Genomic DNA, 14,551 nt, shown 5'->3' on the forward strand with positions numbered 1-14,551 from the left:
GCTGCACTAAAATCAGAAATAAATTGTTGTTTTAGTTTTTTCATCCTTCTCCTACCGATAACTATTTATTATCACTAGTATACCATAAATTCCTACCTCCAATATGTTTTCGATTGTAGTTTTCATTCTCAAAGACTTTTTGAACAGCCTCATAATACTCTTTCTTCAATAACTGAATATGTGGCATTCTATCTATCGGCATCAACGCACCAAAAATGGTGCGTTTCTCTATTTTGTGCTATAATAGAAATAAATAAAAGGAGGAGTTACATGATTGGAGAAAATATAAAAACGTTACGTAAAACACATAAATTAACGCAGCCTGAATTTGCAAAGATTGTTGGTATCTCTAGAAATACTCTGAGTCGTTATGAAAATGGGACAAGTCGAGTTTCGACAGAATTAATAGATCGTATCTGTAAGAAATTTAATATTTCTTATATCGATATCGTAGGAGAGGAAAAAATGCTCACACCAGTAGAAGATTATCAGTTAACTCTGAAAATTGAAGTGATTAAAGAACGAGGGGCGAATATCTTAGCGCAACTTTATCGTTTTCAAGATGAACAAGGAATTGCATTTGATGATACTTCGAATCCTTGGGTTCTAATGAGCGATGATTTGTCTGATTTGATTAATACGAGGATTTATCTTGTTTCAACTTTTGAGGATATAGAGCGATTTAATGGCTATTTGGATGGTATTGAACGTATGCTAGAACAAGCTACTCATCTGGTGGTGGCTTAATGAAACTAGAAGAATTTAGTCAAGATAATTTTGAACAAGCCTCCAAACGACTCGTTCGTTCTTTAACTCGTGGGAAAACAACCTCATCTCATCCTGAGGCTATTTTGCTCGGTGGACAGAGTGGTGCTGGGAAAACAACGATTCATCGTATTAAACAAAGGGAATTTCAAGGTAATATCATTATCATTGATGGAGATAGTTATCGCTCTCTTCATCCGAACTACCATGGCCTACAGGAAAAATATGGCAAAGATAGTGTGGATTATACCAAAGTATTCGCGGGACAAATGGTTGAATATCTCGTAGATGAATTGAGTAAACTAGGCTATCATTTGTTAATCGAGGGCACATTGAGAACGACAGAAGTTCCTCGAAAAACGGCCCAATTATTGGCAACTAGAGGTTACCAAGTCTCACTTGCACTGATTGCGACTAAGCCAGAATTGTCCTATCTCAGCACCTTGATACGCTATGAAGAGCTCCATGCTATAGACCCTATTCAAGCTAGAGCGACTCCCAAAGAGCACCATGATGGAATTGTAGAACATTTAGTTGATAACTTACGAGAGTTGGAAAATGATAAGATTTTTAATCAAATTCAAATTTATCAAAGAGATCAATCGTGTGTTTATGATTCGCAAGTAGACGAAACCTCAGCGACAGAAGTTTTACAAGAATGCCTCTTCGGAAAATGGAGTAAAGTGGAGGAAGAGATGTTGAAGTTGGGACAGGAACGGTTGAGGGAGTTGGGTGAGGAATAGTCATAATAGTTTAATTTAAAATCATACTCAACTATATACTTAATTAGTTTATAAATGGATATTCAACAAATACTACTACATAGAATGATATAATTAAGAGTAGATTTAATAAAATACTTTAAGGAGGAGCTTATGGATACTTTGCAGTCACAGTTTATTAAATTTCACGATACCATTAAGCTAGATGCTGACGATAAAAAGGTATTAATTGATAAACGTAAAGAAGTTGAAGAAGCAATAAATAAAGGTGTTTCAGAATTTGAAAAGAGTTTTTTTAATCAAGGGAGTTACTCAACTTTCACGGGGATTTTACCATTAGAGGATGGGGATTACGATTTAGATAGAGGTTTGAGATTTGAAATTGATAGAAATTCAAATACTCCAAAAGAGATAAAGAAAATTATTTTTAATACATTAGTTTCTAAATTTGGAGAAAATAATGTTAAAGTAAAAAATCCATGTGTCACGGTATCATTTCCTAAAGATAATGTTCATATCGATATTGCGGTGTATTGTATTGAAAATGATAATTATTTTTTGGCTAGAGGTAAGCTTAATAGTAAAGAAGAAAATATTAAGTGGGAGGAAGCAGACCCTGTAGAATTAACGGAAAAAATAAATAATGCTATGGAAAACTCAGAAGACCGAAACCAATTTCGGAGAGTAATTCGCTATTTAAAAAGATGGAAAGATATAAAATTTAAGAATCAGGATAACAAACCAACTGGTATTGGTATTTCAGTATTTGCTGTCAATAATTTTTCTGTAAGCAAAAAAGTAGACTATTTATCTGGGAACGCTACTTATGATGATATTTCAGCTTTAAGAAATTTAGTAAATACTATGATTAATTCGTTTTCGGATACATATGATGTTGATAGAAACTTATTTTATCCGAGATTAGAGGTTTCCTTACCTGTTAAGCCGTATACTGATGTATATGAAAGGGTATCAAATATACAAATGGAAGCCTTTAAGAATAAATTAGAAAAATTAAGAGACTCACTAGATGAGGCAATAGATTCTACTGATTTAAGTGACTCTACAAAAATATTGAGTAAACAGTTTGGTGATGATTTTCCTATTATTGAACAAAAAGAGACAGCAGAAAACTTTGGAACTCGGGCTATAATCAGTGATTATCCAAGTGCTTAGAGGCGCGTATGTTAGAAAAAGAAGAAATATTCCAGATGTACTTTGACGAAATACCTTCAGAGAGCTTGGAGTCCGAAGATAAGGAATGCTATTTTTATCAATACAAAAAATTTACCTTAAAAATTATCGTTTCTAATGACTTTCCCCATTCACTTCCGGAAATATACCTTTCAAATTATATGGATTTTAATAAATGGTATAGTCATGTCGGTTCCGAAGGGAAATTGTGTTATATTTCAGATGATAATTTAATTTGGGACTTTAACAATCCAAGTGGATTATTGAAAGATTGCTGTGAAAAAGTAAAGGAATTACTGGATAGTTGGGATACACCCAAAATGACCGAAGACCTCAGGAAAGAGTTTTTGTCATATTGGCATATCAGTTGTTTGAAGTCAAAAACAAAATATATAGATATTCAAAGTTATTTATCTAGGGTCAGTACATTTGAGAAACATGAATTAGTCCTGTCGAATCAGAAATACCATCTTTTTAATTATGGTTCACAACTTAAAGAGAGTGTTGCGCCACAATCTAAAAAAAGCAGAGATGTTTATATACTTCCACTTAAAGATTCGAATTCTGTGATTCCTCCTAATCCCCTGAATGAACTAACAGAAGCAACATTTAAGAAATTGATTACAGGAAATCTATCTTCGGGGGTTAGACGCCGCTTCCAAAAGTGGTGTAAAACGAAACGAAAGTCATTCATATTAATTTTATCACTTCCTATATCTGATAATGATTATGTTTTGTTTGGTGCGAGTTTTGAGTCTGGGACTTCCAAATATCCATTTAAAATTGATAATAAAGTACCACAAAAAAATAAAGATAGAAAAAGAATTGGTTCTAAGGCTAAGAAATCAAAAAATGGGAGTTTCAAGATTACTCCAGTATATGTTACAAGATTCGACAAGGAGTATAGAGTGAGTAGGACATCCCAAGAATATGATTTTCTGAATAAAAAAGTAGTCATTATTGGACTTGGATCTGTAGGATCATTTGTTGCAAACAATTTATCTAAAATGGGTATAGAGAAACTTCTTTTAATAGATCCTGATTTTTTAACGGTCGATAACATTTCAAGACACTACTTAGGTATGGATAGTATAATAGATAATATTCAAAAAGTAGACGCTTTAGAAGATAGATTGAAAAAAGAAAATCTTGATTTAGAAATTGAATGTGAGGGTATCCGATTTCAAGAAATAGTTCGGAAGAATCCAAATTTATTTTGTGAATATGATTTTGTTTTTTCTTGTGTCGGAGATACTAAAACTAATTTTGAAATTAATCATTTTTTCAGAAAGATTGGAAAAACGGTATTGTATTGCTGGTTAGATCCATATGGAGTTGGGTATCATAACCTACTAGTTTCTCCACAAAATATCGGATGCTATATGTGTATGAATTATGAAGATGGGCATCTTGTTAATAATAGAGCCTCTTTTGCAGAGAAAAATCAAATATTTGAAAAGCGTCTAGCTAGCTGTTATTCTTCATTTATTCCTTATAATGTTATTGCGCCTAGTTCTTTGGCAAATAAAGCTATAGAAGTATATTTACAGTACTTGTCTGGGGAATTTTCTTCTGAAAACAGATTAGTATCAGAAATTGGTTCAGATAAACAGTTTGGAAAAGAAGGGTTTACGTATAGTGTTCGATACTACAATTGTTTAAAAAATAGTGATTTATTAAATGTTGCTTTAAGAACAAATACATCTTGTCCAGAGTGTAACGGAGAGTATAAAGTTGATATATGTAAATCTGAATAATAAATATCAAATTGTAATACCATCTGATATTTTAAATTCATTACTAGAGTTTAGGCAACTGGGTTTTGAACCTGAAGCAGGTGGTATTTTTGTTGGTAAGAGACTTTTAAATAATTCGATAATTATTATAAATTTTTCAAGACCACAGGATAATGATGTAAGAAGTAGATATAAATTCTCAAAGACTTCTCCAAACCACCAGAAATTTGTAGATGATTATTTTGGTAAAAGTTCAGGTTTCATAAGTTTAATTGGAGAATGGCATACCCATCCTGAAGATATACCTACTGCATCTATTGTTGACATTCAATCATGGGAAAAAATTATCTCAGATAATGATGATAGATTATTCTTCTTGATAATTGGGCTTCAGGCTGGGAGATTCTACTTTAGGGAATCAAATGAGTGGCAATCCACTCTAATCTATTTTAAGGATGTATTGAATACGTATGAATTTAAAAAATAAATCATTTAAGAAATGCTTTTTTTGGTCTCAAAAATTTTATTTACCATTGGTATTAATTTTTCTATTTCCAATTCTTATTTGCTATTTGATTGGGAAGAGTTTGACACTAGTTGAAGTTGAAAAAATATCAAATACCAATTTTTTTACAAGAACTATTTTTGAAATAACTCCTGATAATTCTATCGCTACTTATATAGTTCTTTATTCATTAATATCTACTTCATTATTAATGATTTTTAGAAAAAACAATGCAGAGCGAACATTTAATGATGGTCATTCTGTATATCTTCATAACTGTTATAAAAGACTGTGGGTTGCTGCAAATATATTAGGCTATCGAAAGTTACAACTTATAGGTGTATCAATACCAATGCAGTTTGAACTTATTATTAATGGAGTTTTCTCAGAATTTATATCGGAATCATCTGTTATGCAATATGATGAATTTGAAGGAAAAATTACTGTTGAGTATCCAATTGAAAACAAAAAGAATAAAGTTGTCAATTTATTAGTATGTGATACATATGATATTCCTTTAGAAAAATTAGCAGCTAACTATTTGGAAAATACAACAGTAAAAATTTCATCGCAACAAAAGTATAGTGGTAACAGATATAACAATCCTCAATTAGTTAGTACAGTCCGAGAAGAAACGCAGAAAGTAATTAACGCCTATAAAGAGGTTAATCTTTTTATGACAACAAATCCTTTAAATACACAAAAAATAGTAGGGACTTCATTCTTAACATTAGATAGATCAAGTTTTGATAGAGTATCGGTTATACAGATGGATGAAAGAAAACTCTATAATGATTCGTTTATAATATACGAGAGATAGTTAGGTATTTTGTGCAATTTGTGACTTGTATTAGCATCATATCTTTAATAAGAACTGTTTGAAAAATAAAACGGCAAGCTAGAAATTACTAGCCTGCCGTTTTATTATAATATTAAGGTATTTAATTATGTAATGATAACAAATTGAAAATGCGGCTTAGATCAGTGTACATCCTATATTATGGTTAAATATAAATTTACTTACTTTTTTCAATGATTAGTTCTCCAGATCTAATTTCCCAGACCTGGTCAAAGTTCTTCAGTGCTTCATTCTGTCGGTGTAAAGTAATGATGACAGCACACGGTAAGTCTAGTACTTTTTTCAATTCTGCCTCGAACTGATGAGCATCCAAGGCTGAAAAAGGTTCATCCATAATAACTAATGGACTCTGGCGGTTTTTTTCTCGATTGAGGTACATGCGTTGTTGTTGACCACCTGACAGGGATTGAGGAGGTGTTGCTTCGAATTCCGCATCCTTAAACTCTGCGGGGAAAGTATTGAATAGCGTAACATTATTTTCATAACTAGAGATGAAGCTATGCTCTTGTTGCAAGATCAGGCCAAATCTCCCCCAAAGCTGATTTAGAGGAAGATCATTCAGCAAGATCTCGCCTTGGAAATCCTCATCCGTACCATTTAAAATATTGAGCAGGCTACTCTTACCTGATCCGTTCTCTCCTATGAGGGCAATCTTATCTCCTTTGTGAATGGTGGCAAAAGAAATCTTCAATGTTGATTCCCCAAGTTGTTTAGAAAGATTCTTCAATGTGATCGTTTCAAAGGAAGGCTGTGGTGACTGAATTGAAGATGGATGCTTAACAATAGTTTGAAAGCTTTTAATTACAGGTTTTACCGATTCCAACATTTGCAGATCGTAAAGGATTTCTTGAATTGGTTCTGAGAAGGCTGTAATATAACCAAAACTTGCAACCACCTCAGGGATACCAATTTGATGATGATATAGAGAGTAAGCTAGATAGGAAAAGAGAATAAGGCTAATGAATTCAAAAGAAATACCCGTCAAGAGAATACCTGTAATTTTAGTCAAACCATACCCAAGATACCTATCCTGCAAGTTTTTTAGAGAACTTCTTTGTTGCTCTATAAAATGAGGTAGAGTGAGTTTGTTAACTAGGTGATGTCCTCGGAATAGATCCTCCAAGGTCCGATAATAATCACCTTGCTTTTCAAGATAGGTTTGTCTACGCTTCGCAGTCAATTGTCCAACGATCTTTGGAATTTGAATACTGATGGCTGTTGAAATCAGTAGGATCAGTGCTACTATAGGATTGATCGTTCTGGTAATAATGATGGTATAAATGAAAATTCGTAGAATCTGCTTAAAAAAACTCATCAGTGGAGGTAGATAATCTTTTTCCAGTGAATCAAGATCATTAGATTGATAAGAAATGTATTCTGCGACTGTTTTCTGCTTGAAATCATGGTGGGCAAGTCCTAAAAGAGATTGAAACCAATCGTTCTTTAGATTTGTCGAAAAGAGAATGGCCTGTTTCCAGTCAAGTCGCATTTGGATGTAGTTGCAAGTCAAGTAACCTATAACTGCGATGCAATAACCTGACAAAGCTATTTGATAGTGGCCACGAATTAATTCTTGTGTAAAGTATGGAAGAAGAGCCGTACAAATATTGGACAGTCCACTAAAGAGAAAATTAAAGAAAAGATACCAGCGCAGAGGCTTAAGGTATTGAAGCATAGACGAAACTCCTTGCTAGTGCTGTTTTTTTTACATATTTCAGAGCAATTTCTGCTATTACCTGATTCAGATAAGGCAATTCCAGGACATTGGGTGCAATAATTGGCAATTGTACAAGTACTACAATTTTTGCTATCTTTTAAAGTATATGTTGGTAAAGTAGGTGAATAAATTTATTTCAAAGTCAAATACTTATCACGAAAAAAATCTAAGTGTTTTCTATTTGAAATAAAATTAGTTAGTTATGCTAGTTGAGATGTGTTTTTTCTAAAGTTATCATCCCATTCCTTCACTGCCTCAGGATTAAGAATAATATTAATTGTCTCTAGAATAGTTTGATGTATTTTTAAAGCATCCTCTTTGTCACCCCAAAGATAATCAAATATGGCTTTAAGTTCATGTAGATACAGTTTTTCAAAAGAAAAATAGGTTGGATAATTTTTGTTAAATAATAATGTCAGAAGTTTTCGGCTAGCGTTTCTTTCTTTTCGTTCTAAAAAAACAGATAGGCAGTTTAGGACGGTATCAATTTTAATACGATCTAGGTTATTTTTTAGCGACTGAGGAGTATCTTCGAGAATAGTATTAGTGAAGACTATAAGAGCATCCGATGTAAAATAAGGGACGAGATTACCAAGCAGACCGACATCAAGATTTGTCCAGTACTCTAATGAAATAAAGTAGTCAGTGAGTTGAAAAATGGTATCTTGAGGAACGGTTAATTGCTTTAGTTCGCAGATGATTACCTCTAAAACGCGAGCTATGATTTGGTAAAGGTATTGACCTTTCTGATCTGATAACTCATAGAGATATGATTTTAGTTCGGAAAGTATCTGAGTATCTTTGTTATTCAGTGCCTCTTCTAACTGCTCGGTTAGCTGGTAAAAATCTTTGTCTCGGAAATCTTTCCATTCAAAGAATTCATTAATTTCAACTAACATAAATCCTAGAAGTCGAAATAGAACATCATTAGAAAGGGTTGTATGACCATTTTCAAAATCTGAAATACTGGTGGCAGAACCAGCAATTTCTCCAAGTGCTTTTAAAGATAGTTTTCTTTGTTTGCGAATTGCCTTAAATTTTTCTCGATTAGTCATGTTCGGATTTCCGAAATTTCTCCTTTTCACATTTTTTATATTATACAATACTGATATTAAAAATGAAATTGTTGAACATGATTTTGATCAAGATTATGACGTCTTCAAAAATCTTGTCTGCGACAAAATATTTTACAAAATTTTGAACTTGAGATTTTATCAAATAAGGTCAACTATGAATTGAAGGTGGAATGAGATGGAAACTATTTTTAAGCATATTTCAAAAACTAAATTATTTTTTTATCTATTATTTTCGCTACTGTATTCCTTACAAGGCTTACTTACTTCATTTCTCATACAGGTAGCAGGAAAAATTGATGTAAATGACAATCGAATGATTCTAACATTTGGATTAAGTGGAGTGTTATTATTTGCATTTATCTACGCTTGTATGTATGTCAATAATCTCCTAGCACGAGCAATCATTGAAGAATTTAATGTGCTCATTTCTAAAAAAGCTATTGAGAAGTTCTATCAAAGAACATTGCAATACAGTCCATCAGAATTAAATTCCTTTTTAGCACAAGATATTCTAATGTTTTGGCAAGAGTATCTGGTCCCGCTCATTATTTATCCTATCTTTGGTCTATCTATTCTAGCATCTGTGTCCTATCTTTTGATACAACATATCCAACTAGGTCTGATGTTTACAGTTGGGGGATTCTTAATGATCATACCCCAGTTTGTCTTTCATAAGATGTTGAAGAAACGAGGGGAGGAATTAAGTAAAGCTAGAGAAAACAGTATGGCTTCTATCACGGATTTTACAAAAGGAATAGATACTATTCGTAGTAATCAAGCTAGCCAGCAGTTTTCGGCTCATGTGTTGGATGCTATCAAAAACACTGAAAGGAAGCAATACCATTATTTCACAAGTCATAATTTAGTCATGTTTTGGACAGGACCTCTCAAAGGTATAGGGCTAGTTATCCCTCTGATGGTAGGCTTATTTTTGATGAGAACAACCTCTTTAACTCTGACGACATTACTGGCCATGATGACGGCCTCGATGAATCTTATTTCTCCATTACAACAATTGCTAGAAGGCACTTCTAGTCTACAATCATCCACAGCTATTAGAGATAAGGTAGTTTCTATTTTACAGTTAAGTGATGGATTTACTGACGTAGAGGAAAAAAACGTTGAAGGAAGAAAATTATGTATTGATATTGATCATTTAAGTAAATCATTTGGAGAAAAAAAGCTATTTCAACAGTTATCTCTTAATATTCCTTTTGGAAAAAAGGTTTTACTGACGGGAGCAAGCGGTAGTGGAAAATCTACTCTGTTTAAACTTTTAAGCGACGAAGATACTGAATTTTCAGGAACTATTTCTTTTGAAAATGAGAATGGAATGTCTTTTGAGCCATCGTATGATTGTGTATCAGTCATTCATCAAAAGCCTTATATTTTTAACGGTAGTTTAAGAGATAATGTAACTCTCTTCCAAGATTTTTTAGACAGTAGTATAATAGATGTGTTACAGAAAGTTAATCTTCTTAAGGAAGTTGGCAATAATCTTGAACTACACCTTGATGGACAAAATCTATCAGGTGGTCAAATGATGAAATTGGAACTTGCCAGAGCTTTGCTTAGATTGAAGCCCATTCTACTTGTTGATGAGGTAACAGCTTCATTGGATGATACGAATGCCAAAGAGATTCGACAGCTTATTTACTCTCAAGATTGTACAATTATTGAAATTGCTCATAAATTCAATAAAGATAATTATGATGAGGTTATTAAGTTAGAAGATTATAGATTTCGTGATTAACACAGAGTTCAAATTGAAATACAATCCAATATATTGCATTTGATAATCAGTTGTATTGAAAATAAAATACAGATAGAATTCTGCAAGTGTCTGATACTATGCTATTTTAGACTAATTGAAAGCTACCTAATTTATATGAATTTAATAGCAAGTAACAGTGAATTTAAGATTCCATTTGCTATTGACTCTTTCGTAAAGAATGAAATTGATACAATATCACAAGAGAGAATGTTTAGAGCTATAGGTTCATATTTTTTGACATTAAAGACTCAGACTTTCTTTTCAGTAATCAGAGAAAATTTATATAGAATTGATGGAGATTATTGTAAGATTAGAGTTGAATCACCTCTTTTAAAAGAAGATAGATATGAAGAAATATCAAGAGAAATCATTGAATTTGGCGTTTAAGATGAAAGACTTTCTTAAATTTGTGGTATCTTATTGGTAGCTAAACAGTCAAATCGCACCATTTTGTTCAAAAATAACATAAAAAGAATGTTGATTTATCAGCATTCTTTTTCAGGTAAAATCAAATCTTGGAATTAGAAGAAAAATAGGCTTTGGATTGAAATAAATCATAAATAACTATACAAATTGTCTCTCCGTATAGGAATGATTTAGTGTTCTTCAGTTGAAACTATAATCCTAGGTATGAAATTAAAAAATTTTTTTAATTTGGTCATTAAAAATTTTTTCAAAAAAATTTTAATCCTATATGGAAGATCTTATAATGTGTATTAAAATCCTTAAAATATCACTATTTCCGCTATTTTAAAGGGCACTTTGTAAAGTGTCCTTTTTAAATTTTAGTAGAAAATTGAGCAATTTTTGGTAGAAAAAGCGACTTTTTTTGATTTTTCTTTTTTTTACTTTCATCAAAAAATGGCAGACTATTAGTATGGAAAGAAAAAAATTTATTGAGAGCAAGAGAGTTGTTAGCAAACAAGCCAAGCTAACAGCTCTTTTTTTGTGCCCTCAATAATCTTTTCAAATAAATAAAAAAAGAGGTTATATAATGCCTGTTGATAAAAACAAGAAAATCGAGAAGATTTTAAATACACCGACTTTGAATTTGCTACCTTCTGTTAATTTGAAAACAGATGACAAAGTAAGGGATCGAATCACTAATCGAACATCGATTCATTTAGGGCCTGGTACGATTCATATTGAAAATTTTGATGCTAACAAAGATTATTTCAAACTCCGAGTTTTGAAGATGTTAGATTTATTAATTTTGCTTGTAGGGAAGAAGAACCAATATAGACTAAGTGAAGAAGAGGCTGTTAATTGCTTGGTTGAATTTTCAATTAAACAGTATGCAGAACTGATGGGGAAAAATAATCTAAAAAGTACTTCAACGAAGAAAAATGTACGTCGTATCATTGAAGAGGCATTAAGTTTGCTAAACGATCTTTCTATTAGTACCGCAGAAAAGAGAAAATCGGAAATCAAAGAATTCAAAGATATGAAACTGATTGAGGAATTCAAATGCAAAAAAGGAGTTTATACAGTTCAATTGACTGAAAAATTCGTTAGATATTTAATTACTTCTTATGTGACAAATTTCCCTCTCAGACTTTTTAAAATTGATGAACGTAGTAAAAATGTTTATTCTATCGCAAAGAAACTAGTCTATCATCAAAGTCTCAATAATAATAGAAAGAAAAAAATTCATGAAGTCATATCAGTTGAAGCTCTGTTAAATGTATGTCCTAAAATTCCAGCAATAGAAGAAGTTAGATTGAAAAAAGGTGGTTGGCGTTCAAGAATTGAGGAGAGCTTAACTAATTCACTTGATAAACTAGCCGATGATAAAATCCTAGTTTGTTGGGAATACTGTAATCCAAATTGTGAACCTTTATCAAAAAAACAGATAAAGATGGATTCTTTTTTTGATTTTCAAAAATATAGGGTTCATTTTAAGGTTTCAGGGATTTAAATTCACTGATTTATTGATTTGCTTTGATTAAATCAGGATTTATGTATGGGGTATGTTGAATTAAAAATTGGGGTATTTTGAATTAGAATTTGGGGTATGTTGATTTTGTAAAAAATTTTTTCACCCTTGGTATAACTGATATTTTAGCATCTCTGATTTTCAATACTAATAATATTAATAAGCAGCATACGCCTTCAATTTTCGTATTGAAGGCAATGCTATAATTTTGCCTGTAAAGAAAAAAATCCGGATTTTATTTTTTTACTGGCAATGAAAAAAGGAGTACAAATATGTTTGAAGAAGAAAAATCTTATTTGAAAGTATACATTGACCAAATCTCTGAACCATGTCGTAAAGGTGGTAAGGGAGCATATATTTGCCCTCTTTGCCACAGTGGTGAAGGAAGAAACAGAACTGGTGCTTTTCACATTTACGATGAAACGCAATGGAAATGTTTCTCTTGCGATAGAGGTGGAGATATCTTTGATCTTATCGGCTATGTAGAAGGACTTGATAAATTTAAGGATCAATTGAAGCGTGTCAGAGAGTTGTTTAATCTATCAACTGAATGTGATGGATTCAATTACCAGAAGAGTGAATATTTGAATTACAATGCTGTTTTTCCTTTAAAGGGAGAAGAGAAAAAAGATAATTATTCAAGTTTTTATAATGAGGCAATAAAGCATCTTTGTGAAACTGACTATTTTCTTAAACGAGGGTTGAGTTTTTCAACAGTCCAACGGTTTAAAGTTGGTTACGTAAAAAAATGGAAGCATCCCCATGTGACTAATCCTAATGTTCCTGAAACACCTCGGTTAATTATTCCTTTAAGTGAAAGTTGTTATTTTGCTCGTGATACAAGAGATATTGTACCCGAACCTCAATTGAACTATATGAAACAGAAAGTGGGAGGGAGCGATCTTTTTAATAAAAGCGAACTCTTCAAAAAATCTACGGATCCAATTTTTATTGTAGAAGGCGAAATAGATGCCATGAGCATCGTTGAAGTTGGTGGAAAGGCAGTAGGACTTGGTAGTATTGGAAATATAAATAAATTAATTAATCTTGTTTCTGATCTAAAAATTGATCGTACATTCATTCTCTCATTGGACCAAGACGAAAAGGGGAGAGAGGCTGAACTAAAATTAGCAGAGCAATTTAGAAGTAAGAAAATAAAATTTATTTCTTTCAAATTAACTATTGATGACGTAAAAGATCCTAACGAAATGTTAGTGAAAAATAAAGGAGTATTTAACAAAATGGTAGAAAATGCAATCAATCAAACCAAAAGTGAAAAAGAGCGGTATCTTGAAAATTCAACAGCTATTCATCTTCCGAAGTTTTTTAATGATATTAAGAATGGTTCTAATAATTCATGTATTAAAACAAATTTTGAAGGTTTAGATGACCTATTAGAAGGTGGTCTTTACGAAGGCTTATATTGTGTTGGTGCAATTTCCTCTCTTGGTAAGACAACATTTGTAACTCAGATTGCTGATCAAATTGCAGCACAGGGAACTGATGTTTTGATTTTTAGTATTGAAATGTCTAGATGGGAAATAATTAGTAAAAGTATTAGTCGTCACACAGTTATCGAATCTATTGCCTCTAATAGTGATGTCAGAAATGCAAAAACAACACGAGGAATTACTGAGGGGAGTAGATATTCAGGTTACAGCAACCCAGAGATTGATTTGATTAAAAAAGCTGGAGAAAATTACTCGCAATACTGCAAAAATATTTACATTGTAGAAGGTACTGGACCTATTGGTGTGAATTGTATTCGAAATACTGTAAAAGACCATATCAAATATACTGGAAAAGTACCCGTTGTTATTATTGATTATTTACAGATTCTATACCCAGTGAATGAACGATTTACTGAAAAACAAAACACAGACAGATCGGTAATAGAATTGAAAAGGATTAGTCGAGACTTTAAAACTCCATTAATCGTGATCTCTTCTTTCAATAGAGAAAACTACAAATCTATTGTCAGTATGCAGTCCTTCAAGGAGAGCGGTGCAATCGAGTATTCTAGCGATGTTTTGATTGGACTTCAACTTAAGGGGACTGGTCGAGATAGCTTTGACGTTAATGAAGCGAAATCAAGAAATCCTAGAGAAATTGAGTTAGTAGTTTTAAAAAATCGTAATGGAAGAACCGGCATTAAAATGGAATTTGACTATTATGCGATGTACAATTATTTTAAAGAAAAGTAGTTTATGGCTATTGGTTAATGATTTAATTTGTTGAACTATTCTAAGCCTTATCAAAAGATGGAA

12 protein-coding genes are annotated in these 14,551 nt (G+C 32.2%); 10 read left to right on the plus strand and 2 right to left on the minus strand.

Features of this window, described 5'->3' with window-relative positions; all coding sequences use genetic code 11:
• Positions 1–270 precede the first annotated feature (270 nt).
• The 6 genes from pezA to NFR56_RS03485 all read left to right on the plus strand — a co-directional run bounded on the left by pezA (position 271) and on the right by NFR56_RS03485 (position 5,742).
• Positions 271–747, plus strand: a complete 477-nt coding sequence (gene pezA, locus NFR56_RS03460) for a type II toxin-antitoxin system antitoxin PezA (protein ID WP_251457673.1) — start codon at positions 271–273, stop codon at positions 745–747.
• A complete protein-coding gene (pezT, locus tag NFR56_RS03465; RefSeq protein ID WP_251457675.1) occupies positions 747–1,508 on the plus strand; it encodes a type II toxin-antitoxin system toxin PezT in 762 nt (253 codons plus the stop codon). The genes pezA and pezT overlap by 1 nt, the downstream gene beginning before the upstream one ends.
• Before the next feature lie 132 nt (positions 1,509–1,640).
• Positions 1,641–2,663, plus strand: a complete 1,023-nt coding sequence (locus NFR56_RS03470) for a cyclic GMP-AMP synthase DncV-like nucleotidyltransferase (RefSeq protein ID WP_049496948.1) — start codon at positions 1,641–1,643, stop codon at positions 2,661–2,663.
• 8 nt (positions 2,664–2,671) lie between these two features.
• Complete coding sequence (locus tag NFR56_RS03475; protein WP_251457677.1) at positions 2,672–4,438, plus strand: ThiF family adenylyltransferase; 1,767 nt, start codon at positions 2,672–2,674, stop codon at positions 4,436–4,438.
• Positions 4,416–4,904, plus strand: a complete 489-nt coding sequence (locus NFR56_RS03480) for a Mov34/MPN/PAD-1 family protein (protein ID WP_251457679.1) — start codon at positions 4,416–4,418, stop codon at positions 4,902–4,904. Before NFR56_RS03475 ends, NFR56_RS03480 begins: the two co-directional genes overlap by 23 nt.
• Positions 4,888–5,742, plus strand: a complete 855-nt coding sequence (locus NFR56_RS03485) for an acyltransferase (protein WP_251457681.1) — start codon at positions 4,888–4,890, stop codon at positions 5,740–5,742. The genes NFR56_RS03480 and NFR56_RS03485 overlap by 17 nt, the downstream gene beginning before the upstream one ends.
• A 196-nt stretch (positions 5,743–5,938) precedes the next feature.
• Here NFR56_RS03485 and NFR56_RS03490 read toward each other — a convergent pair whose 3' ends face one another.
• Positions 5,939–7,456 carry an ATP-binding cassette domain-containing protein gene (locus tag NFR56_RS03490; protein WP_251457690.1) on the minus strand — a complete coding sequence of 506 codons (1,518 nt, stop codon included), beginning with the start codon at positions 7,454–7,456 and terminating at the stop codon, positions 5,939–5,941.
• Between the two features lie 242 nt (positions 7,457–7,698).
• A complete protein-coding gene (locus NFR56_RS03495) occupies positions 7,699–8,553 on the minus strand; it encodes a helix-turn-helix domain-containing protein (RefSeq protein ID WP_049498315.1) in 855 nt (284 codons plus the stop codon).
• A gap of 196 nt (positions 8,554–8,749) precedes the next feature.
• Here NFR56_RS03495 and NFR56_RS03500 point away from each other — a divergent pair, with 196 nt between their 5' ends.
• From NFR56_RS03500 to NFR56_RS03515, 4 genes are all read left to right on the plus strand, one after another.
• Positions 8,750–10,327: an ATP-binding cassette domain-containing protein gene (locus NFR56_RS03500; protein WP_049495664.1), complete on the plus strand. Its 1,578-nt coding sequence runs from the start codon at positions 8,750–8,752 to the stop codon at positions 10,325–10,327.
• Between the two features lie 135 nt (positions 10,328–10,462).
• Positions 10,463–10,735 carry a hypothetical protein gene (locus tag NFR56_RS03505; RefSeq protein ID WP_201036814.1) on the plus strand — a complete coding sequence of 91 codons (273 nt, stop codon included), beginning with the start codon at positions 10,463–10,465 and terminating at the stop codon, positions 10,733–10,735.
• A gap of 607 nt (positions 10,736–11,342) precedes the next feature.
• Complete coding sequence (locus tag NFR56_RS03510; protein ID WP_049492934.1) at positions 11,343–12,266, plus strand: hypothetical protein; 924 nt, start codon at positions 11,343–11,345, stop codon at positions 12,264–12,266.
• Positions 12,267–12,556: 290 nt separating this feature from the next.
• Entirely contained in the window at positions 12,557–14,488 is a 1,932-nt protein-coding gene (locus NFR56_RS03515; RefSeq protein WP_251457692.1) for a DnaB-like helicase C-terminal domain-containing protein, read from the plus strand.
• Positions 14,489–14,551: the final 63 nt, after the last annotated feature.

This window comes from Streptococcus caecimuris (assembly GCF_943193075.1).
Classification (GTDB): Bacteria; Bacillota; Bacilli; order Lactobacillales; family Streptococcaceae; genus Streptococcus; species Streptococcus caecimuris.

Bases quoted from the DNA above. Each gene is read 5' to 3' on its own strand.
- NFR56_RS03470 (WP_049496948.1), top strand. From the start codon at position 1,641: ATGGATACTTTGCAGTCACAGTTTATTAAATTTCACGATACCATTAAG.
- NFR56_RS03500 (WP_049495664.1), top strand. From the start codon at position 8,750: ATGGAAACTATTTTTAAGCATATTTCAAAAACTAAATTATTTTTTTAT.
- NFR56_RS03505 (WP_201036814.1), top strand. From the start codon at position 10,463: ATGAATTTAATAGCAAGTAACAGTGAATTTAAGATTCCATTTGCTATT.
- pezA (WP_251457673.1), top strand. From the start codon at position 271: ATGATTGGAGAAAATATAAAAACGTTACGTAAAACACATAAATTAACG.
- NFR56_RS03485 (WP_251457681.1), top strand. From the start codon at position 4,888: ATGAATTTAAAAAATAAATCATTTAAGAAATGCTTTTTTTGGTCTCAA.
- pezT (WP_251457675.1), top strand. From the start codon at position 747: ATGAAACTAGAAGAATTTAGTCAAGATAATTTTGAACAAGCCTCCAAA.
- NFR56_RS03515 (WP_251457692.1), top strand. From the start codon at position 12,557: ATGTTTGAAGAAGAAAAATCTTATTTGAAAGTATACATTGACCAAATC.
- NFR56_RS03495 (WP_049498315.1), bottom strand. From the start codon at position 8,553: ATGACTAATCGAGAAAAATTTAAGGCAATTCGCAAACAAAGAAAACTA.
- NFR56_RS03510 (WP_049492934.1), top strand. From the start codon at position 11,343: ATGCCTGTTGATAAAAACAAGAAAATCGAGAAGATTTTAAATACACCG.
- NFR56_RS03475 (WP_251457677.1), top strand. From the start codon at position 2,672: ATGTTAGAAAAAGAAGAAATATTCCAGATGTACTTTGACGAAATACCT.
- NFR56_RS03490 (WP_251457690.1), bottom strand. From the start codon at position 7,456: ATGCTTCAATACCTTAAGCCTCTGCGCTGGTATCTTTTCTTTAATTTT.